We start from the raw sequence: 20,929 nt of genomic DNA, 5'->3' as shown, positions 1-20,929 counted from the left end.
AAGTTTTTGACCATCCTGAATGCGATGATCCGGAATGGTCAGGAGTGGTCTTATGAATAATTATTTAGCTACGGTTGAACCACAGTCGCTTGTTATGTCGGAAAGTTTAATTTTCTTATTATCGTCATTAACTGAATACTCGGAGTCAGGGAACCATAAACCCTGATCGACCAAGTTCTTTACACGCGATACTGATGCGCGATTATTTTCTTGTTGTGACATTAGTTACCCTCATTCCAGCTTCCTTTTTTCATTGCGAAACTAAATAACCCTGCTGTTTCGCAAGTCGAATAATCACATAGATCCCTGCATTAAACTGGCACTATGCCATCTGAGAACACCCTCCCGCCCTTGTTGTTTTATTGCACCTTTTCGATAGCGAAAAACATAAGTCGTTGGTTCTGCTTTGTAACATCGGATATTCAACATCATCAGCACTCCTTTACTGTTTATTGCTGCGCTGCACGTGCGCGGACTTCATCAAATGAGACCTGATTGAGCGTGTCACCGTTACGATAAACGGTGACTAACTCATTAGTCCGGTCACCGAGATCAGACTCACGAACAGTACGAAAACCTTCGTTATCACGAATTAAGGCAAGGCGACCTCGTTTCGAGCGTTTGCCGGGATCAGTAATCGGATCTTTGTATACATCTCGCCACTGGCCATTGATGCTGATCGCTGATGCCTTCATGGCAAACTTCTGAGTGTCCCGATTTACTTTCTGAAGCAACTCTCCCCCCATACCAAAAGCGATATTTTCGGCGCTGATTTTTCGTAATTTGAGTGCTTCAAGAATTGCCTCGATTGATGCCGCATTGACACCATCGCCCTGAATCAAGCGAATGCAATCTGGTAATACCCGGTATCCCATCGCATTAACTCGACAACCGAACTTCACCATTAGACGCTCAATGGCTTCAGGAACAATCTCCACCGGCTCACCAGAGTCAGGGCGCACCACCAGGGTACCTCCCATGGTTTCAACTTGATCTTTCAACTCGCCACCCCAGATATTGTCGATGGCATTCCAGATATCGTAGGAGTCGCTAACGACGGCGACTAAGCGCCCTTCGCCGCCGAACTGCGCGATCATGTTGGCGTACGCGTCGGATTCGCCGTCTTTGCCCCAGCTCGTGATAGTGCTGTGCTCCGCCGCAGGTATCGAAAAACCCGGCATATCTGCTCCATACGAGCGACGTGCTGCGATGATCCCAGAAAGCGTGTCGGTACCCGAGAAGTTAACTAAGTGTGCAGCGCCACCCAACGCTGCTGTTTCTTCAGAGCTCGCTCCGCGGGCGCCAAAGTCATGCAGTTTAAATTCAATACCATCAGTATTGCCGGCGGTCTCGTCCATGTAACGGGCAATAATGTTTCGGCATTCTTTAGATACCGTGGCAACCGTTGTTGGGTACCAGACAGCGCGGAGCAGCGCTGTCTCGATATAGCTGGTCAACCAGGCACATTCAGGGTCTGTGTTGATTACCTGAACCATGACGTTACCGGTTGGCAACATAGTGCCTTCTCTGACCGCCTGAATTTCGAGCGGCAGGTAACCGTCATACGTCTTCAGGATGTATTCCCAGCCAGCGCGGTTAAACGGAACACCGTGTGCAGTAAAGATAGCGTCAGCCTCATCAATATCTGCGTCGGTAAATGGCGTGGCTAAATATTCTTTAATAAACGCCTGCAGGCCGAAGAAGAGAGTCTCGCTATATACGCCACCACGGGACTCGATATAGCTGGAAACAAACTCGGCACCCTGTGGGTACTGAGCGAAGTGAGAGGCCTTGTAAGAATCGGTATTCAGAATCAGGTTTTTCATGACGGAGCTCCTCCAGTCGTTTTATGAAACAACGCCGGTCTATCCAGTGTTGTTGTTCTTTGTCAGGTAGCGGTTCCCGCTGCCGATGAAAATATAGTGGCGCACAGCCACTATATTGTCAACAAAAAAATCCGAAAACGTTTCCGGATCTTTTCACAACCCCGCGTTGGCAGTGCCGAAGCAGTGTTTAGCCAGTACCCAGCATGTCCTGAATCACAAAATAATGATCTTCAAACATATCCTGAGGTTTCAGGTCTCCCAGAGGCACCCAGCGGGCCTGACGGGCATCATCACTGCCCTTCACTTTCGGTAGCGATGCACTGGGCTCTAGCTCGATGTAGAAGGCGTGGGTAATAGTGCGTCCGCGCGCAGAACGGTAAGGATCATCAAACACCGCCTGCTTACGGATAGAGCCTTTCAACACTGGCGCAGGAACTTTAAGACGCGTTTCTTCACGCAACTCTCGCAGGCAAGCATCCAGCAAGCGCTCATGCGGATCAACAAATCCACCTGGCAGTGCCCACAAGCCTTTGCCCGGATTCGCACGTCGCTCAACCAGAAGAATATGCCCGGACTGCACCAGTACGGCATCCACAGTTACAAAGGTAGGGGCGTAAGGGGCTGCCTCCCAGGCCGTTTTATACTTGCGAACGAAGGCTATTTCCTCACAGATCTGCGTGTAGCCTGGCGAGGAGCGGCTGAACTCATCCAACCAACTGACCACAGGGGCTGGCAGCAACCCGTCACTGATCATCGCACCCAATTCCTGCTCTTTCCCCTGAGAAAAGAATGCTTCGCGGATAGGGGTTGCGCTGATGCTTCGATAGTTATCCACACCAATGCTCTGCCACTGCGGGAATAAACTGAGATAAAAGCCCGTCTGATCTTTCTTATGGCCGATAAGCGCGATCTTTGCAGGCTTATGAGGCGTCGAATAGTGAGCGGTTACCAACCCTGAAACTGTGGTCTGCACATTACGCACCCAGACTTCATCGTTGTACGGTACATCCATCAGAGGAACACAGATCAGGCGCTGGTTCTCATCGTCTGACAAGCAGGCACGAATCATGTGTTCTCGCTCACTGTGCAACCAGGGGTTACGCGGATTCCGTGCCTGCCAGGACGAGCCAATCAACACGATCAGCTTATTAGCCTGTTCTAATCCGGACTGGATGACCTGTAAGTGCCCCTCATGGAAGGGCTGAAAGCGGCCAATAAAGACCGCAAAATCGAATTCTTTGTCAATGGACATACAGCAAGCTCCTTGCCGTTGATAATCTTACTGCCGGTCTATCCGGCAAATGAATCCACCATCTAAATTGATCTTCTCGTGGATAGCGCTGTATTATTGGCTAATCGCCACTATTGTCAAGTCACTCTCATGTCCAAATCATCCGAGCAGTCATTCCTCGACAGCTATAACCCGAAAGATTTCGATACCCCAATTTACTCGGTCGATATAGCTATTTTCACCCTCCATGAGGGCCAACTGAAAGTGCTTATGGTGGAGCGCAACGAATACCCTTACAAAGACTATTGGGCACTGCCGGGTGGTTTTGTTGACCTGAAAAAAGATAGCGACATTAACGCAACAGCCCGCCGGAAGCTGGTTTCGAAAACAGGAGTAAATGCCCCGCTGCTGGAACAGGTAACCACGGTTGGTAACGCTAAACGCGATCCCAGACACTGGAGTATTACTACACTCTATATGGCGTTAATTCCATACGCCCCGACATCTGCATTTATTGAAGCTGTTAATGAAGCCCGCTGGGTACCAATCGACGAGACTGATCAGCTAAAGCTAGCTTTTGATCACAAAGAACTACTCTATTTTGCGCGTGAACGCCTTAAGAGTAAAACAGCTTACACCGTACTTCCAATGCACGTACTCAAGCGCCCTTTTTCACTGACCCAACTGCAAAAGGCATTTGAATTACTTATGGATACCCAGCTTGAGAAGAAATCCTTCCGACGAAGAATTTTGAATGCTGACCTACTCAAAGAAGTAGGGGAAGGTGTACCTGAGGGTGGAAAAGGTCGCCCTGCAACACTTTACGAACCCGCAGATGGCTCAGAGAACCATCTGTTTGTTCGCGTATTTGGAGACTGAAGACAATTAACCGGCCATCTTCTCCGCATGACTCTTCAGCATCCCCTCGCGGGTAATAAAGCTAATGATGTCGTTAAGTCCTTCGATGTCAGTACGCAGGTTTGAGAACACGTAAGGCTTCTCGCCACGCATACGCTTAGTATCGGAGTCCATGATCTCAAGATTCGCACCCACCAGCTCAGCCAGGTCGATTTTATTAATCACCAGCAGGTCGGACTTGGTAATGCCCGGGCCGCCTTTACGCGGGATCTTTTCGCCGGAAGCTACGTCGATCACATAGATAGTAAGATCCGCCAGTTCCGGGCTGAAGGTTGCAGAGAGGTTGTCACCGCCACTTTCAACAAACACGACATCCAGATTACCAAATTTCTTTGCCAGCGCTTCTACCGCTGCGAGGTTCATCGATGCGTCTTCACGGATAGCCGTATGAGGGCAGCCACCGGTTTCAACACCTACGATGCGCTCAGGCTCCAACGCTTCAGCCTGGGTCAGAATGCGCTGGTCTTCTTTGGTGTAAATATCGTTGGTTACCACGGCAATATGATAATCGTCGCGCATGGCTTTACAGAGCTGTTCTAACAGTGCAGTTTTTCCTGAGCCCACCGGGCCGCCAATACCAACACGGAGTGGAGATTTGTAATCAGCCATTTTTAGTTCCTGTTTTATCAATTCTTTAATTCTGGTTTTCCCGCTATTCTTATGAGCGGAACAAACGACAATATTGTGTTTCATGCAGACTGCTGGCGATCGCTTGCGCTGGTGATGACGCCCCGATGTCATCATCCTCAACATCGAACGCCTCTTCACAGGCCGTGCTCAGATAATCCGTAAAGCGAAACAGAACACGCTGCCCATCACTCTGCCCGAGTGGGATCAACTTAACGGCTCCGATAACCATATTCTCAAGCCAGCTCCAGAGGTACCCTCTGAGCATATCTTCACGGGATATATTCCACTTGTGGCAAGCGAGTGCGAAGCCTGAGAGCTGACTGATATCCATTGCACCGCGCCAGACCGGGTCACTTAACTCTGGCCAGACAGCGGCTTCAGGCAGCTTATCCAGCAGAGCAGAAAATGCCTGCCCCCGCTGCTGTTCTTCCGCGCGCAATTCACTGGTTTCCCGACAGGAAAGAAGATAAGCCGACCAGTCATGGCAACCCTGCGCATCTTTATATTCAATGCAGTCTGCGATCCTCATAAGCAGGGGTAATTCCATCGTCACCATGGTGCCACTGAGCACAGAGTCCAACCACGCATACAAGCTTTCTGCATCTTTAATCCAGCCGCTCTCTACCGCCCACTCCATCCCCTGCGAATAGGTGAATGCACCAATAGGCAATGACGGACTGATCAGTTGCTGCAAGCGAAAGTAGGCTGCGGACATAGCGTATTACTTGTCTGCTTTTTCAGCATTGGCACGCGCTTTCTGGCTGCGTACAAACATTGCCACACCGCTACCGATGACCAGTACAGCGCCAAGCAACATCAACAGGTGGTCGGCATCAAATAAAGAGTGATGCACCAGACCACCCAAAGATTCGCCGGAGTGATCGCCTTCATGCGCGAACGCGACAGTAGACACTACAGAGGCTACGAGGCCTGCCATTAATTTTTTCATTTCAAATCTCCAATCGATATTTCAACCACTCGCCTTCAGTGCGAGTGGCTATGTGTATGTGAATGGTCATCATGGTCGTGTCCATGGTGGTGGTGACCACCGCCCTGCTGATAGGCGCCCGACTCAGGTTCAAAAGGCGCCTGCTCACAGACAACTTCAGCCACATCAGCGGCACCCGGTAGCTGACGCACCATATCTTCAAGGACATGATCATGCTGAAAGCGCAACCAGCCAGACTCGATCTGAAGAGGGACGTGACGGTTGCCCAGGTGATAGGCGATTTTTGCCAGTAACAGAGGATCTGCACAGCGAACGGTGGATACTGTTTCATCGGCAGCCACTACTCGTACCAAGGTGCCCTGCCCATCAGTAATGATGTCACCACCACGCAACAGAGTACCGCGTTCCAGAAACAGGCCTGCTTCCTGGCCATCCGACAAACTCACGCGCTGACGACTCTTAATGCGTAGATCAATCGGCAGACTCAGCTCGATACTGGCAGAAAGGTCTGTGCTCTGCATTTCATCTTTCGTTAATTTTTTAATCAGTTCAATCATGTTTTTCTTCAATTTAGAAAAGCTTTTTAAAAAGCGGCTGCGCCTGTAGTTAAAACAAAACGGCTGCGCCTGTACTCAAAATAAAAAATATCTCTGCGCCATCGGCAATACTTCCGCAGGTTCACAGGTCAGCAACTCACCGTCTGCACGTACTTCGTATGTCTGAGGGTCGACCGAAATATCGGGCTGCCAGTCATTCAGAACCATGCTCGCCTTGGTTGCAGTACGGCAGCCTTTCACCACACCAATCAGATTTTTCAGACCCAGCTTCTCCGGCACACCGGCATCCAGCGCCGCCTGAGAAATAAAGGTCATGCTGGTTGCGTTACGGGTTTTACCATAACTACCAAACATCGGACGGTAGTGGACAGGCTGTGGCGTAGGGATTGAAGCATTCGGGTCACCCATTTTCGCCATCGCAATAAACCCGCCTTTTAAAATCAGGTCGGGTTTAACACCAAAGAATGCCGGGCTCCAGATCACCAGGTCAGCAAGTTTTCCGACTTCGACGGAACCGATTTCGTGCGACATACCGTGGGCAATGGCAGGGTTAATGGTGTACTTCGCGATGTAACGTTTTACCCGGAAGTTATCATGAGTTTCCGGGTCTTCAGGGAGATTACCACGCTGTACTTTCATTTTGTGCGCGGTCTGCCAGGTACGGGTCACCACTTCGCCAACACGCCCCATCGCCTGAGAGTCTGACGAAATCATCGAGAATGCGCCCAGGTCGTGAAGAATATCTTCCGCAGCAATGGTTTCAACACGAATACGTGACTCAGCAAAGGCAACGTCTTCTGGAATGCTTGGATCAAGGTGGTGACACACCATCAGCATATCGAGGTGTTCGTCTGCTGTATTTACAGTATACGGGCGCGTCGGGTTGGTTGACGACGGCAACACATTAGACAGCCCGGCGGCCTTAATAATGTCCGGCGCGTGACCACCACCCGCACCCTCAGTGTGGTAGGTGTGAATGGTACGGCCTTTAAATGCAGCAATGGTGTCTTCAACAAAGCCCGACTCGTTCAGGGTGTCGGTGTGAATCGCGATCTGGGTGTCGGTTTCTTCTGCCACCGTAAGTGCACAGTCAATGGATGCTGGCGTTGTTCCCCAATCTTCGTGCAATTTAAGACCAATGGCTCCCGCTGCGATCTGCTCGCGCAGACCTTCCGGTTGACTGGCATTACCCTTACCCAGAAAACCAAGGTTCATCGGAAATTCGTCAGCAGCTTCAAGCATGCGCGCCATATTCCAGGGGCCCGGCGTTACCGTTGTTGCGTTGGTGCCTGTTGTCGGGCCTGTGCCACCTCCCAGCATGGTCGTGACACCGGATGCCAGTGCTTCTTCGATCTGCTGTGGGCAAATAAAGTGAATATGAGAGTCGATACCACCCGCCGTGACGATCTTACCTTCTGCGGCAATCACGTCGGTACCCGGACCAACTTCAATGGTGACGTCCGGCTGAACATCTGGATTACCGGCTTTACCAATGGCGGCAATACGCCCACCTTTAATACCGATGTCTGCCTTATAAATTCCGGTGTAATCGATGACCAGAGCATTCGTCATGACACAATCCATGACTTTTTCTGAGGTGCTTTGTGATTGCCCCATGCCGTCACGGATTACTTTACCACCGCCGAATTTTACTTCATCGCCGTACGTCGTATAGTCGTTCTCAACTTCAATCCAGAGTTCAGTATCCGCAAGGCGCACTTTATCGCCCTTTGTGGGCCCGAACATATCGGCATAGGCCTGACGCGAAATCGTTTTATTGCTGTCAGTCATTACAGGTCTCCCATCACTTTGCCCTGGAATCCATACACTTTCCGTGCACCGGTATACTCAACTAGTTCCACAGTACGTGTTTGTCCCGGCTCAATGCGTACTGCAGTTCCGGCAGGAATATTGAGTCGGTATCCGCGGGTCTTTTCACGATCAAACGTCAGTGAATTATTCACTTCGTAAAAGTGATAGTGAGATCCAACCTGAATAGGGCGATCGCCTGTATTCGCCACTTCTATTTCTAACGTCTGACGACCTTCATTGAGTGTGATACTGCCTTCTGCAGCCTTAACTTCACCAGGTATCATTGCGTGCTCCTCAATCCGTTAAACTGCCGTGATCAGACAATAGGGTTATGAACTGTGACTAACTTAGTACCGTCCGGGAAAGTGGCTTCAACCTGCACTTCGTGAATCATTTCTGGCACACCTTCCATCACGTCATCGCGGGTAAGGAGAGTCCGGCCATGCCCCATTAATTCAGAGACAGTCCGACCATCACGAGCGCCTTCCATAATCGCTGCAGTAATAAAGGCGACGGCTTCCGGATAATTCAGTTTTACTCCCCGAGCCATACGACGCTCGGCTAACAGAGCAGCGGTAAAAATAAGTAACTTGTCTTTCTCTCTTGGTGTCAGTTCCATAAGTCTGCCTGTCAGGTATTCCAGATTCGCGGAATTTCCGCCCCTTTATTCAATACTTTCTGGCGCAGCAGTTGCCACACCGGAATCATTAACGACTGCATTTTTTCAGTGCTGATGCCCAGCACTCTCAGAACAATCAGATCATCCAGCAGGGTCAGCCCAGCAGGAAGTGAATTTGTAAGTTTTGTCTGCGCCTCAGCCAGAACATCACGGCACGCCTCCAGTAACTCTTCAGTACCACCAGTCGCCACAAACAGCCCCTGCATCGGATAGTCACGCAACCCTGCCGCCGCACTGAGATGCTTAGGATCAGAGACCAACAGGTGGTCACTCAACAATGGACGTCCGTTGCGTCGGACAAAAAACTTCGAGTGCACCTTGCCATGCAGAAAGCGTTCTTTATTAACCGGCCGACCGAAGCAGCTGATTTCCCAGCCCATGAAGTGAGCGTCGTCTTCAAGGTCGATCTGAGTTTTTGCTTTTACCTTAGCGCCGGTAAAGAAAATGCTCTCCTGAGGGAACCATTCCAGTGCACAGCCTGCACCAATATGAAGCATCTGTGTCACATCAGCGGTCGCGCCTGCACTAAGATAGAACTTGGTAGCTCCCGGCGTAGTAAACAAACCATGAGCGTTCTGACAGCATTCAATATCAATCGATAAGCCATCTCCGCCCACAACGCCGCCCGGTGGATGCAGAAGATAAATGTGACTGGTTTCGCCCTCAGGGTAGAAGGGGCGCTGCACGCGGAGGGGGCCTCGGTGCGTCAGACCAGCCATCACGGTTCGCTCGCCTCGCTTTTCAAGGCGCATATTCATCTCGGCTTGCCATCCGGGTCGAACGTTTTTTACAGCCTGCAACATGGTCTGAATTATGTATCCACGATTGTATTCACTTTATTGTGCACTAACAGAGCAAGATACAGGCCAGATGCACCAAAAAGAGAAGCCCGGATCATTCCGGGCTTCTCTGAGGATAACGCTGGCGCTATTAATTCGACGCCTTAGGAAGAAACGGCTTGCCGAGCCTACCAAGACAACCCCACAACCAAAGACGGCGCACAAGCCCCGGAGAATACGTCAGCATCAGAGTCACACCAACCGCCCCCACGTGAAGCAGCCCCAGCCAAACCACAATCGCCATTTGAAAATTCCAACCGGCCAGACAGGGTAGAAGTGCCGCAATGAGATACAGATAACCGACAATATGTAACCAGTTACGTAAATCTGTCTGTGGGCGACCTCGTCCGAAGAACACCTTGAAGGAAGCACGGGTCGACGCTGAGAAATGGATAAAGCCAAGAATAATCAGAAGCAAAGCAAGAAGCGTCATACCTTCCCCTTTTTGTTGGATACTGAATTTCGTCGGGCTCGTGATTTGCGCCCTTTTGAAAGTACAAAATACGCAGCAGCCCAAAGACCAGCTGCGGTCAGAAGTGAGACAAAATCGAAACTCAGTCGTACCCAATCACCTGCGGTCGTAGCTGCGACCAATCCCACCGGAGACGTTAATGCATCAAGAGCAGGCAACAGGAGAAACATCAGGCCAGCTGCCGCTAACTGCAATAGCCACCCATGTCTCTGACGCAGAAGGACTGAATGTAAAATGCAGGCAAGCCAGCTGCAGAAGAAGATAATGATTTCCCAATCAGCGCGCCCATCAATGCCAGCTGGTACCAGGCGATTGGCCCAGAAGTAAGCACCCAGAGCAACGAAAAGCCCGGCAATACCTGCGAGATTCAGGGCACTGACTACTTCGTAGCCCGGCTTACCGACTTGCTGACGCTCCCGCTTCTGGCTCCACAACAGAGCGCCACTTCCCACCATAACGGTGCCAAGCACACCAGAGAAAAACAGCAACCAGCGTGTCAGAACATCAGCAAAATGGCCTTCATGAAGAGAGCGTAAAACACCATAGGTAGTCGCAATTGGGCCTTCAGCACCCGCAGGGAAGTTCTCTTTGATCAACTCACCCTTTACGTTGTAGGTGACTTCGGGAGTACCTCCCCTGAAGTGACTCAGGCTACTTTTTTCTGAGCCTCGAAAGGTGACTTCCGCCTCATGGGTCATGGGTTTTGAAATCGTGATATCTGAGATCGGCTGCCCAAGTAAGCTTTCAGCCTCCAGATAAATGGCATTCATATTAAGAGAAACAATCTCGCGCTGAGAGGAAGGCTTCTCAGCCTGCGCCCTTTCTTCTCGCTGCTCCTCGCTTGCATGCCCTCTGTTCGCGTTCTGCCCCTGCTGCCCGCCGCGCTCATTTCCTCCCTGCCAGAAGAGAAGTGTGCCAGCCAACAGAAAAAGCCCGGTGAAAGTGATCATGATGTGAAAAGGAAGCGCCAACACACTGCCAAGTACGTGGGCATCGACCCAGGATGCCGTCTTCTTTCCCGGACGAAAACTGAAGAAATCAGCAAAGATTTTACGGTGTATGATGACGCCGCTGATGATGGCAATAAACATCAACATGGACGCAATACCTACTATCCATCGCCCCACACTTCGTGGGATGCCGTAGAGTTCAAAATGGAAGCGGTATAGGAAATTACCCCCCGCGGTTTCACGGGCATCTTCTATCGCTGTTCCACTCACGGGATCGATAACAGCCCGGGCACCCCGCCGACGCTGCCTTTCTTCACCTTCCGCCAGCCAGTTCACACCAAGCACAGGGCTGCGGGAGTCTGGCAGGCTGATTTGCCAACTTTCACCAAAGGGCGCGACCGACTGAAGATAACTGGTTGCCATAAGCACAGGGCTTTCAGCCCGAGCAGATATATGATGCTCCGGGGTCATCCAATGGGTAATCTCCGCTCGGAAGAAAGACAGTGTGCCAGTCAGGAATATCGCAAATAACACCCAGATAACAACCAGGCTGCTCCATGTATGGAGCCAGGTCATCGACTTGCGAAACCCACCTTTCATAATTGGCCTCCCATAAAGTACCAGAGAGTCCAGAGCGCACTATTGCTGGCAAGCGCCAGAAGTATTGCCCGACGATGAGTCGATACTGAAAAAAGAATCACCACGATCACGAGGTAGGAAACAAAGAAAACCATGCCAGTGAGCATGCGTGCATCACGCCCATCAACACCAGTCAGCATCAGTAGCAGGAGGCATATCACCATTGATAACAGGTATCCACCGACGGTGGCGGCGAGTATGCGGGCGGTCAGAAACCAAGGTTCGGAGAGAGAAAACATGGAGGCCCCTTGTCAGAGCAGATCACAAGGAGGCGGATATTAATGATAATACTTATCATCTTCAATGTGTGCATTGCGAGAATGACACTACTTTACGGGCTCGCTGTTCAGACCGATAGAAAGCAGCTGCGCAATAACCGCTCCTGAAGTTGCTCCCATATGTCCCGAGATCAGCGCACCGCGCCGGTCGAAAACCAGGGTAACGGGCAGTGCACTTTGCCCCAACCATCGCCCCATTTGGGACTGAGGGTCTAACCACAAATTATCGAACTGGTAGCCCTTACTCTCTATAAAACGAAGAACGTCCGCCCTACTCTCGCCCTGGTTGAGCATAACAAAACGCACCTGTGGGTAGGCTTGCTGGGCTTGTTCAAACACTTCCATCTCAGCCCTGCACGTCGGACACCAGGTCGCCCACAGATTCACAACCGTGACATTGGTAACATCAGATCTGAGCGGTAGAGACTTACCCGTCAGATCTTTGAAACTGTATTCCGGCCACATTTCTGGCGAGCTATGAGTAAATTTAAACAAGCTGAATCCTGCGCCCATCCATAGCAGAGCGATCGCCACCATTACGGTCAGTGGCTTGCGCCAGGCCACTTCTCTCAACAGCATATGGCCGAGACCCAGTGCTATCACAACGACAAATGCGACAGGTTCAAATCCTCGGTCACGGATATCAACAATGGCGAATGCGGGGGCTTCTACGGCAAAGTACTGATCACGGTATTGGACCACGAATACCATGCGCGAAATCACCAGTGCGATAAACACCCTTGAGATAATGCGATCAACCAGACCAGGGACGCCGGAAGGCAAAACACGATTCACAACGGCCATCAGCAATAATGCGCTCAGCCCGAGGAAAGGAATCAGAGGGAAGCTGGCACCAAAGATTGAAAGACTATTCAAACTACTACTCTACGCCGCGCATATCTGTCAGCGATGCTTGTATTGAGTCGGGCAGTACGCCCGGTCGATACCTGTCGGCCGCAATGCAAGGTGCTTGGTGGCCCGGCCACTTACTCGCTTGCGCCACATGCGGAAAGATGAGGGTTTCATCTCTCTGCGCATAAGAGTAATAACCTCTTTTTCAGGCAACCCGAAAAGTGCTTCAATTGCCTCAAAAGGTGTTCGGTCTTCCCAGGCCATCTCAATGATTCGTGATAAATCTTCTGTGGAAAAATGGGGATCTGAACCTGTCACTCGCATTACCTCTCAGCCTGCACCTGCTGATCCCTCACCCAATATTCGATGCAGAATCATATTCACATCCGAGCTCTGAAACGTCTTACGGATGTAACCAGCCACACCATACTCATCGGCGCGTTCCAGATCGCGATCGGCCTCCGATGTCGTCATTACCCAGACAGGCAGGTCCCGATAGGACCTCAGCTCATCATTGCAACGGAGCTTCTTCAGAAGCTCAAATCCCGATATGCGCGGCATATTGATATCCAGCACAATGACGGCTGACAGACTCAAACGACCTTCGCTAAGAATGTTGAGCGCCTCTTCACCATCGTTCGCAACGATGAGCTTTGGCGGATTACTGATACGCAGCAGCGCGCGGCGTATCGCCATAACGTCAACGTCGTCGTCATCGACCAGAAAAATTTCATCTATCTCAGACATCCGGTTGTCACCCTCAGAGTACTACACCACAATAGCTTACCACCGCGTAAAACTACAAGAAGCCAGCGCCTGACTCACATGAGATAAGAGTCACCTGATAAAAGAGTTCACAGGAAGAAGCTACAGGGAGTCGCCATGCCAAAGGAAACCCATTACCTCTATACAGAGCTCTCAAATAAACTGAGAGAAGATGCAGACCTGTTCGACTGGTTCGAACTGGGCGCTACGGATGGCCTCTGGTACTGGGATCTGACCGACCCGGAGCACGAATGGCTTAGCCCGCAGTTTAAAAAAGTCTTTGGTTATAAAAACGACGAAATCCCGCATACCTCCGCCTGGTGGCAAGCAAACATCTTTCCTGACGATCTGCCTGGCGTTCTGGACAATTTTGAGAAGCACAAAGCCGATCCAAACCATCCCTACGATCAGGTCGTCAGGTACCGCCACAAGGATGGTCACACCGTCTGGATACGCTGTCGCGGGCTGATCATCCGCGACGACAACAACGAACCAGCACGTATGCTTGGCGCTCATACTGATCTGACTGAGCTGATGCAGGCTCGGGAACAGCTGGTTGCCGTTGGTAAGGAACTTGAGGCCAGTCTCGAAGACGTCAGTGAAACCAACAAGGTTGTGTTAGAAACTGCTGGCATCGGCATCTGGCTCTGGGATCTGACTACCAACGGGATTGTCTGGGATGACACCATGATCGATCTCTACCAGCTGGAAAAGCGCGAGCAGCCGCTAACCTACGAAGATTGGCGACGTGCGGTCCACCCCGATGATATCGGAGACATCGAACAGCGTATGCTAGCTGCGACCCATGGCGATCGCTACTTCAAAACAGAGATTCGAGTGCCACTCCGTGATGGCAGCATGCGCTACATCAAGTCTGCCGCAGAGATCTTCTATACCGACGCTGGCGAGCCACTGCGAATGCGAGGTGCGAACTGGGACATCACGGAAGAAAAGCTGAGGGAACAGGAACTTGAGCGCTCTAACCGCGATCTCGAGCGATTCGCTTATGTCGCCTCTCACGACCTTAAAGCCCCCTTACGTGGCATTCGCCAGCTTGCATCCTGGATAGAAGAAGATCTTCCGGAGCCACCGGAAACCGTCAGAAATCATATCAACATGATGAATAAACGAGTCGCTCGCCTGGAGCACCTACTTGAGGATATCCTCGCCTACTCCCGGTCTGGCTCTGACACCCACGACCCGATTGAAGAAGTAGATTTTGACTCACTCATTCGCGAAATGTTCGACTCTCTTTGCCCTGACGATACTCTTACACTGAATATGACCGGCATCAGAGCACAGAAGGTACCGTCGCCGGTCAAACTGTCTCAGGTGCTACAGAACCTGTTAAGTAATGCAATAAAGCATAGGGGTGATAATTCAGAACATTTACTTGTAACAACCGCTGAAGAAAATGGTCGCGTCAGTATTGAGGTAATGGATCAGAACCCGCAGATACCCGAGGAGTATCGCCAGCGCATTTTTGAGATGTTTCAGACCTTACGTCCCCGGGACCAGGTCGAGGGCAGCGGCATGGGGCTGGCTATCGCAGAAAGGATCGTCAATGGCATGGGAGGATCTCTGACTTACCGACCCGCCCCTACGGACCAAGACATTACGAATATAAGATACAACAACGTATTTTCGTTTACCTGGCCCCTGGGAAATACCTGTTCATAAAGATCAGGTATCGCTCGACGTGCTCATATCCTCAATAGAAGCCTGCACTTTTCGCCGTTCGATAGCGTAATCAATACTTCTTACAAGCAGCTGTGTAGTCAATTCATCTTTATTAAGGAAATCGAAGACTCCAGGCTCAAGAAAAAATGGATCAACATCGTCTTCAGAATATCCCGACATCAATATGCATGGCGTCACCTGAATATGCTCACCCGCCCGTTCGAGGAAATCTTTGGCAGTTCCCCCCGGTAAGCGATAATCCAGCAAGCAAACATCGAACTCTGAACTGCTCGCGGCTTTAACTGCTTCGTCTATCTGACCACACACCTGTATTCTGTAACTACGCTCGCCGATATCGGTCAGCATTCTTTGAATACGGAGCTGATCGACCTCATCGTCCTCCAGTAACAAGATGGAAAGTTCATCACGGTCACTATCGATCATTAATGGAGCACCGCCATCCAGAACAACATCACGCAGCTGACTCTGAGCGCGCTCAAGAGCAGCCTCAACAAAACGTTGACGCGAAATATTCGTCAACGTCATAACAACACCGCGACTGATGCGGCCACCTGAATTTCGATAAGGAAGAATACGAACCAGAACGGCGCTATCTGAACGGGTATAAACCGCCCGTTCGATTGCCTCACCGTTCGTGCTGACTGAGGCGACATCATTGATCAGTTCATCGTACTTCAAATCATGCGAAATATGGTGCAGAGGACGACCGACATCACTATCCATCAGATGAATATATTGGTTCGCAACCGATGTGAATTTACGGATAGACAATGATTCATCAAGGAAAACAATGCCGATATTCGTCGCATTAATCACACTATCAAGATCATCATTCAATTCGGTGAGCTGAGTGATTTTTTCCTGGTATTCACTGTTAACGGTATAAAGCTCTTCGTTGACTGACTGCAGCTCTTCATTAGTGCTTTGCAGCTCTTCATTCGCGGACATCAATTCTTCGTTCGCTGACTGCAACTCTTCATTCGTGGTTTCCAACTCTTCAATGGTGACCTGCAGATGCTCCTGTTTTTTAACTAACTCAGCTTCGAGGTCCATGATGCGCTGACGCGAACTTTCCTGTGCATCGAAAGAAACACCAGTTTTCTGGACAACCCGTCCGGCATTTTCATTAACCTGAAACTGGATCACATAATTTGTTGATGCCATAGGTGATTCACGCTCCCCCGAGCGAACGATCAACACCGAGAGATTCAGGTTAAAATCGTCACCGTTATCGTTATGCAGAATAACGTCGGTATAGAAGATGTCTTCCTGGCATTTTTCGCATCGATATAATGCCGTAGATACGGCAACGGATAAGTCTTCATGAATAATGTCATTAATATTGTTACTGACTTTTCCTGCACCCATTGGGCGTACAAAACGACTAACATCACCGTAGACATGAACCGCGTCAAAAGTATCGTTAAGAACAATACAGGCTGGTACAAACTCTTTTAACAATCGGTCCTGGACCAGAGATAGCGACCCAGAAAGAGTCTTAGCTGCACGAGCAACATTATTAAAAGGCTGCATTGCAACCTGACCCGGAGATTTTCCTGGAAGAGTAATGCCCGGAGGAGAGCTACCGATAGGAACACGTTGGTTAGATATTTTCTGAAATAGTTTATTGCGATCACTGACCTGATCAAAGTGAGACTTAAGGTCGCCCATACTTTCAGAGGGACCAAGCCACAGATAACCTTTATAACGAAGTGCAAAAAACAGCGACGACAGTACGCGTTTCTGAGCCCCTTGCTGAAAGTAGATCAGTACGTTCCGACAAGTCACCAGATCAATATTTGAAAACGGAGGATCCTCAAGCATGTTATGGGTCGCAAAGATCACTGACTCACGGATACTGCGCACAATCTGGAAACCGCCGGGGCGAACTTCGAAGTATTTTTCGAGGCGATCTTCAGACACATCGAACTGAATATCTTCTGAGTAGAAGCCTGTACTGGCCTCTGCAATGGCGTTGGAATCTACATCTGTTGCGAAAATACTAACTTTGCAATCGAGCTCTTCTTTCTCAATATATTCTCTGAACAGGATTGCCAGACTGTAAGCTTCTTCGCCGGTAGAGCAGCCCGCAACCCAGATACGTAAGGATTGGTCTCGCCCCATAGCACTGGCGACCAGATCAGGGATCACCCGTCCATTGATGTAATCAAAAATCTCTTCATCACGGAAAAATCGGGTGACACCAATCAGCAGCTCTTTACTCAGAATCTGTAGCTCTTTAGGTGATTCGACCAATAGTCGATGATAAGAATTAAGACCATTAAGCTGGTTAATCCCAAGACGACGCTCAATACGTCTGGCAACGGTAGAAGCTTTATATTGCGAAAAGTTAATTGATGACTGGCGCTTCAGAAGTTTAAAAATATCCGAGTAGACCTGATTGTCTTCCTCATCTTCACTTCGCTGAGGCTGGCTACCTGAGATATAGGGGTGCTGAAAGAAGCGAACCAGATTTTCACCGATCTCTTTAGCCGGTAGAATCAGGTCAGCCAGGCCAGTATTCAATGCGCTGCGCGGCATACCATCGAATTTAGCGGAGTCTGGTTCCTGAACAATAACCAGGCCACCTTCTTCTTTCAGCGCTTTAATGCCACGCGTGCCGTCGCTCCCCGTGCCCGACAGAACTATGCCTACCGCACGATGACCATAATTCTTTGCGAGTGACTTAAAGAAGAAATCGATGGGCATCTGCGGTGGTGACTCTGGCACCGCATCCGTCAACAACAGCTTACCATCGGCGATCATCATATTCTTACGCGGTGGCATCAGATATATATGATCAGGGTAAATCTCAGTAGTGTCAGAGATCTGCTGAATAGGCATGTCAGAGTAGCGGCTCAGTAATTCAGGGACCATGCTTCTGTAGTCTGGCGACAGATGCTGCACGACGATATAGGCCACCCCTGTGTCTGAGGGTGTATTCGCAAACAGATCCTGAAGTGCCTCAAGCCCCCCGGCCGATGCGCCGATTCCGATATAATGAGTTGGGGATACAGCGTCAGGGGAGTTGCTCATCTGGGTCCATCCGGGAGGTTCAGTTAATCAGGTTCTTGCACTGGCAGCTCATCTAGAATACCTGAGATTTCAACTGGCTCAACCGGTGGCGAGAATAAAAAGCCCTGCTGCAGTACGCAGCCGTGTTCAAGCAACCATTCACTGGTGTCTTTATCTTCAACACCTTCAGCAATAATCCCCAGTTCCAGTGACTCAGCCAGGCTCAATACAGCGCGCATAATGCGCCGCTTACTTTCAAGAGCCATCAGATCCTTAACGCAGGACTGATCAATTTTGATGCAACATATCGGCATATTCTGTAGATGCATCAGTGCAGAATAGCCTGTGCCAAAATCATCAAGGTGAATACTGAACCCCTGGCGATTAAGGTTATCCAGAGCCCGTGCGGCTCTTTCAGGGTCCGCTAACAAGGCTTTCTCTTTCACTTCAAGAACAAACCAGGAAGGGTCCAGGTTGTATTTATGGGCGAGACGTATGATTTCATCGGTCAATTCGTCATTAAGAAACTGCCGTTCTGACAGGTTGATCGATATCTTCAGACCATGTTCAAGCTGAACGCGCCACTGTTGACTCTGCCTGAACACCTCTCCAAACAACCAACGTGAAAAATCAATAATCAGACCAGACTCTTCAATCTGTTTAATAAATACAGAAGGGCTGACGTCATTACCGACTTCGGTATTCCACCGGGTCAGAGCTTCGATGCCAATAATTCCACCACTACGGGCACTGAACCAGGGCTGAAAAACGATACTGAAGTCATCTTCGACACTCGCTTTCACGCTTTGCCGTAAGTTCATCATCATGTGAGCATCGCGATTCAGTTCTGACGTATAGAAGCGGTACTGATTCCGACCCGATTCTTTGGCCTTGTACAAAGCGATGTCGGCATGTTTCAGAAACTGCTTGCGATCAGTCATCTCTTCGACCACAGCGATCCCGATACTGCAGGTGACATAGACATTTTTCTCACCCAGAGCAAAGGGTTCCGCCAGCGCTTTGAGTAACTTTTCTGCAACCATTTTCACCGCAGTCTGATTACTCAGATGGGTGAGAATCACTGTGAATTCATCACCACCCACTCGCGAAATAGTATCCACTTTACGGATCTGATCCCGCAGGCGCTGCGCAACCTGAATAAGAAGCTCATCACCCGCATCATGCCCAAGGGTGTCATTAATGTGCTTAAAATTATCGAGGTCGATAAACATCAGGGCGACGGGGCCATAGCGCTCGGACTCTTCAAGCGCAGAGGTCAGGCGCGCGTGAAAGCTGGCGCGGTTTGTCAGGCCGGTTAACTGATCATGTTCTGCAATTTCGCGCAGTCGTTGTTCTTTTCGCAGGTAGTCTGTGATATCACTCTGGGTCATCAACAGGCCGTCTATGCCACCCGTTTCGTCGTAGAGCATGCAAGCGCTGACCGACGCCCAGCGAACATCGCCTAAGGGAGTCTGAAAGCGTATATCCCCCGTATAACGCCCATGGCCGGCCGCTTCTTTTCGCACACAGTCCAGAAAACGATCACAATCAAGGTGATGTATCGCATTTACCCAACCCACCCCCATAACCTCATCTGAGGTCATACCAACGAAATCACACCAGGTATCATTGGCGTAGGTGCATTCCCAGGCTCGGTTAAGTTGCAGAATTCCAACGGGTGCAAGCGTCGTCAGGGCACGTAAGCGCTGCTGAGCTTCATGGAATTCAGACGCCGATCGCATCTGCTCCGAAATATCATCAATAACGATCCCACGGCAGTCGCTCCCAAAAACCCCACACGGAAATACACGTAAATCCGCCAGTTTCTTCGATCCATTCGCCGACCGAACGGTAACACCACGGATCACCGAAAGAGCAGCCTTACTTTTCGCGCTGGCCTTTAACAAACCCGTGCCATTGACCAGACTCACGACAGAGTAATCAAAAAACTCCTCTACAGAGCGCCCGCTGACCTGATCCCGCGGGAGCTGCAAAATCTCTGATGCCGCCCGATTACAACGAATAACCTTGCCATGTCCGTCCACCAGAACTACGCCATTAAAGAGTGAATTAAACAACTTCTCCATCGACACTTCAGACGACTTGGCCACAGGTTCAGGGCATTTCTGTTTCAACGTCTGGGACCAGCTCATTCTCAATAGACAGCAGGCAGCCGTGACGAACGGTCTTAGCCGCTCTGTGACCAGATTCTCTGGATTCTCGGGAAGGTTACAGAGATACACTACTCCGTATAAATTGCGCACGTCAGCGAGCGGAATACATAAAACGTTATCAATGGGATGATCACCACTTAACATCGGGTGACCCTCAGGAAGACCATCATCGGATGCGATAAAGCGTCCACTCCGAAACTGAAATAACAACGCGTGAGGAATAGTCCGGGCGGTTGTGATGGCCGGTTCAAGTTCAAAATTGGTATCCAGGCTGCCATAGCCAGCAAGATCCCAGTGAACATCACCCCCTTCCATCGGCTGCACTTCATAGACGTAGCCAAATTCGGCTTTCAGCAAGTGCCCCAGCTCCTGCAGGCAACGAGACAAAATAGTATCAGCGCCCTGAGAGCTCAACAGCAGCTTCTCTAGGTTTGAGATGGATTGCCTCAACTGATGGTCAGTTCTACGGTTCACATTAGTCATCCCTTATAGCACTATCCCTGCTGGCCACCTTTCACTCGGTGGGGATCAAATTCCTTCTGGGTTGCTCGCACCCGGCCCATGAACTATAGACGCCCCTGACAACATGTCCAGAGAGGCCATTAAACTCCGTACAACTATCGTATAACTTATACCAAATTC

Annotated in this window: 20 protein-coding genes; 2 read left to right on the top strand and 18 right to left on the bottom strand. The window is 50.2% G+C overall.

Going from position 1 to position 20,929, the window contains the following annotated elements; translation table 11 throughout:
- Positions 1–449: 449 nt before the first annotated feature.
- Together BW941_RS05025 and BW941_RS05020 are read right to left on the bottom strand one after the other, a co-directional pair.
- Positions 450–1,826, bottom strand: a complete 1,377-nt coding sequence (locus BW941_RS05025) for a nicotinate phosphoribosyltransferase (RefSeq protein ID WP_076514536.1) — start codon at positions 1,824–1,826, stop codon at positions 450–452.
- A gap of 187 nt (positions 1,827–2,013) precedes the next feature.
- A complete protein-coding gene (locus BW941_RS05020) occupies positions 2,014–3,078 on the bottom strand; it encodes a bifunctional nicotinamide-nucleotide adenylyltransferase/Nudix hydroxylase (protein WP_076514535.1) in 1,065 nt (354 codons plus the stop codon).
- 129 nt (positions 3,079–3,207) lie between these two features.
- Between BW941_RS05020 and BW941_RS05015 the strand changes: the two genes are divergently transcribed.
- On the top strand, positions 3,208–3,936 hold the full coding sequence (locus BW941_RS05015; RefSeq protein WP_076514534.1) for an NUDIX hydrolase: 729 nt from the start codon (positions 3,208–3,210) through the stop codon (positions 3,934–3,936).
- Between the two features lie 6 nt (positions 3,937–3,942).
- On the opposite strand, the gene ureG is transcribed toward BW941_RS05015, so the two are convergent.
- From ureG to BW941_RS04945, 14 genes are all read right to left on the bottom strand, one after another.
- A complete protein-coding gene (gene ureG / locus BW941_RS05010) occupies positions 3,943–4,584 on the bottom strand; it encodes an urease accessory protein UreG (protein WP_076514533.1) in 642 nt (213 codons plus the stop codon).
- Positions 4,585–4,633: 49 nt separating this feature from the next.
- Complete coding sequence (locus BW941_RS05005) at positions 4,634–5,320, bottom strand: urease accessory protein UreF (RefSeq protein ID WP_076514532.1); 687 nt, start codon at positions 5,318–5,320, stop codon at positions 4,634–4,636.
- A gap of 6 nt (positions 5,321–5,326) precedes the next feature.
- The gene (locus BW941_RS05000) at positions 5,327–5,554 is read right to left on the bottom strand and encodes a hypothetical protein (RefSeq protein ID WP_076514531.1); all 228 of its coding nucleotides are present in this window, start codon (positions 5,552–5,554) and stop codon (positions 5,327–5,329) included.
- Between the two features lie 35 nt (positions 5,555–5,589).
- Positions 5,590–6,111: an urease accessory protein UreE gene (ureE, locus tag BW941_RS04995; protein WP_076514530.1), complete on the bottom strand. Its 522-nt coding sequence runs from the start codon at positions 6,109–6,111 to the stop codon at positions 5,590–5,592.
- A 75-nt stretch (positions 6,112–6,186) separates the two neighbouring features.
- Complete coding sequence (gene ureC, locus BW941_RS04990) at positions 6,187–7,902, bottom strand: urease subunit alpha (RefSeq protein ID WP_076514529.1); 1,716 nt, start codon at positions 7,900–7,902, stop codon at positions 6,187–6,189.
- Positions 7,902–8,207: an urease subunit beta gene (locus tag BW941_RS04985; RefSeq protein WP_068437061.1), complete on the bottom strand. Its 306-nt coding sequence runs from the start codon at positions 8,205–8,207 to the stop codon at positions 7,902–7,904. The genes ureC and BW941_RS04985 overlap by 1 nt, the downstream gene beginning before the upstream one ends.
- Positions 8,208–8,239: 32 nt before the next feature.
- Complete coding sequence (ureA, locus tag BW941_RS04980; RefSeq protein WP_068437063.1) at positions 8,240–8,542, bottom strand: urease subunit gamma; 303 nt, start codon at positions 8,540–8,542, stop codon at positions 8,240–8,242.
- An 11-nt stretch (positions 8,543–8,553) separates the two neighbouring features.
- Positions 8,554–9,354: an urease accessory protein UreD gene (locus BW941_RS04975; RefSeq protein ID WP_175607867.1), complete on the bottom strand. Its 801-nt coding sequence runs from the start codon at positions 9,352–9,354 to the stop codon at positions 8,554–8,556.
- Positions 9,355–9,532: 178 nt separating this feature from the next.
- Positions 9,533–9,874: a DUF3325 domain-containing protein gene (locus BW941_RS04970; protein WP_076514527.1), complete on the bottom strand. Its 342-nt coding sequence runs from the start codon at positions 9,872–9,874 to the stop codon at positions 9,533–9,535.
- A complete protein-coding gene (locus BW941_RS04965; protein ID WP_076514526.1) occupies positions 9,871–11,463 on the bottom strand; it encodes a PepSY-associated TM helix domain-containing protein in 1,593 nt (530 codons plus the stop codon). The genes BW941_RS04970 and BW941_RS04965 overlap by 4 nt, the downstream gene beginning before the upstream one ends.
- Positions 11,460–11,741, bottom strand: a complete 282-nt coding sequence (locus BW941_RS04960; protein ID WP_076514525.1) for a hypothetical protein — start codon at positions 11,739–11,741, stop codon at positions 11,460–11,462. Before BW941_RS04960 ends, BW941_RS04965 begins: the two co-directional genes overlap by 4 nt.
- Positions 11,742–11,828: 87 nt before the next feature.
- On the bottom strand, positions 11,829–12,656 hold the full coding sequence (locus BW941_RS04955) for a TlpA family protein disulfide reductase (protein ID WP_076514524.1): 828 nt from the start codon (positions 12,654–12,656) through the stop codon (positions 11,829–11,831).
- A 27-nt stretch (positions 12,657–12,683) separates the two neighbouring features.
- A complete protein-coding gene (locus BW941_RS04950) occupies positions 12,684–12,950 on the bottom strand; it encodes a TIGR03643 family protein (protein WP_281251172.1) in 267 nt (88 codons plus the stop codon).
- A 12-nt stretch (positions 12,951–12,962) separates the two neighbouring features.
- Positions 12,963–13,379 carry a response regulator gene (locus BW941_RS04945; protein WP_076514522.1) on the bottom strand — a complete coding sequence of 139 codons (417 nt, stop codon included), beginning with the start codon at positions 13,377–13,379 and terminating at the stop codon, positions 12,963–12,965.
- A 135-nt stretch (positions 13,380–13,514) separates the two neighbouring features.
- Between BW941_RS04945 and BW941_RS04940 the strand changes: the two genes are divergently transcribed.
- The gene (locus BW941_RS04940) at positions 13,515–15,077 is read left to right on the top strand and encodes a PAS domain-containing sensor histidine kinase (RefSeq protein ID WP_076514521.1); all 1,563 of its coding nucleotides are present in this window, start codon (positions 13,515–13,517) and stop codon (positions 15,075–15,077) included.
- Positions 15,078–15,080: 3 nt separating this feature from the next.
- On the opposite strand, the gene BW941_RS04935 is transcribed toward BW941_RS04940, so the two are convergent.
- Both BW941_RS04935 and BW941_RS04930 read right to left on the bottom strand, forming a co-directional pair.
- The gene (locus tag BW941_RS04935) at positions 15,081–18,134 is read right to left on the bottom strand and encodes a chemotaxis protein CheB (RefSeq protein ID WP_076514520.1); all 3,054 of its coding nucleotides are present in this window, start codon (positions 18,132–18,134) and stop codon (positions 15,081–15,083) included.
- A gap of 23 nt (positions 18,135–18,157) precedes the next feature.
- Complete coding sequence (locus BW941_RS04930; protein ID WP_175607866.1) at positions 18,158–20,761, bottom strand: sensor domain-containing protein; 2,604 nt, start codon at positions 20,759–20,761, stop codon at positions 18,158–18,160.
- Positions 20,762–20,929 lie beyond the last annotated feature (168 nt).

This window comes from Thalassolituus maritimus, from assembly GCF_900156675.1.
In the GTDB taxonomy this organism is placed as follows: domain Bacteria; phylum Pseudomonadota; class Gammaproteobacteria; order Pseudomonadales; family Oceanobacteraceae; genus Thalassolituus; species Thalassolituus maritimus.
Note: the sequence above shows the minus strand (reverse complement) of the source record. Positions and strands in the feature narration are given on the sequence as shown.

Bases quoted from the DNA above. Each gene is read 5' to 3' on its own strand.
- BW941_RS05025 (WP_076514536.1), bottom strand. From the start codon at position 1,826: ATGAAAAACCTGATTCTGAATACCGATTCTTACAAGGCCTCTCACTTC.
- BW941_RS05020 (WP_076514535.1), bottom strand. From the start codon at position 3,078: ATGTCCATTGACAAAGAATTCGATTTTGCGGTCTTTATTGGCCGCTTT.
- BW941_RS05015 (WP_076514534.1), top strand. From the start codon at position 3,208: ATGTCCAAATCATCCGAGCAGTCATTCCTCGACAGCTATAACCCGAAA.
- ureG (WP_076514533.1), bottom strand. From the start codon at position 4,584: ATGGCTGATTACAAATCTCCACTCCGTGTTGGTATTGGCGGCCCGGTG.
- BW941_RS05005 (WP_076514532.1), bottom strand. From the start codon at position 5,320: ATGTCCGCAGCCTACTTTCGCTTGCAGCAACTGATCAGTCCGTCATTG.
- BW941_RS05000 (WP_076514531.1), bottom strand. From the start codon at position 5,554: ATGAAAAAATTAATGGCAGGCCTCGTAGCCTCTGTAGTGTCTACTGTC.
- ureE (WP_076514530.1), bottom strand. From the start codon at position 6,111: ATGATTGAACTGATTAAAAAATTAACGAAAGATGAAATGCAGAGCACA.
- ureC (WP_076514529.1), bottom strand. From the start codon at position 7,902: ATGACTGACAGCAATAAAACGATTTCGCGTCAGGCCTATGCCGATATG.
- BW941_RS04985 (WP_068437061.1), bottom strand. From the start codon at position 8,207: ATGATACCTGGTGAAGTTAAGGCTGCAGAAGGCAGTATCACACTCAAT.
- ureA (WP_068437063.1), bottom strand. From the start codon at position 8,542: ATGGAACTGACACCAAGAGAGAAAGACAAGTTACTTATTTTTACCGCT.
- BW941_RS04975 (WP_175607867.1), bottom strand. From the start codon at position 9,354: ATGCGCCTTGAAAAGCGAGGCGAGCGAACCGTGATGGCTGGTCTGACG.
- BW941_RS04970 (WP_076514527.1), bottom strand. From the start codon at position 9,874: ATGACGCTTCTTGCTTTGCTTCTGATTATTCTTGGCTTTATCCATTTC.
- BW941_RS04965 (WP_076514526.1), bottom strand. From the start codon at position 11,463: ATGAAAGGTGGGTTTCGCAAGTCGATGACCTGGCTCCATACATGGAGC.
- BW941_RS04960 (WP_076514525.1), bottom strand. From the start codon at position 11,741: ATGTTTTCTCTCTCCGAACCTTGGTTTCTGACCGCCCGCATACTCGCC.
- BW941_RS04945 (WP_076514522.1), bottom strand. From the start codon at position 13,379: ATGTCTGAGATAGATGAAATTTTTCTGGTCGATGACGACGACGTTGAC.
- BW941_RS04940 (WP_076514521.1), top strand. From the start codon at position 13,515: ATGCCAAAGGAAACCCATTACCTCTATACAGAGCTCTCAAATAAACTG.
- BW941_RS04935 (WP_076514520.1), bottom strand. From the start codon at position 18,134: ATGAGCAACTCCCCTGACGCTGTATCCCCAACTCATTATATCGGAATC.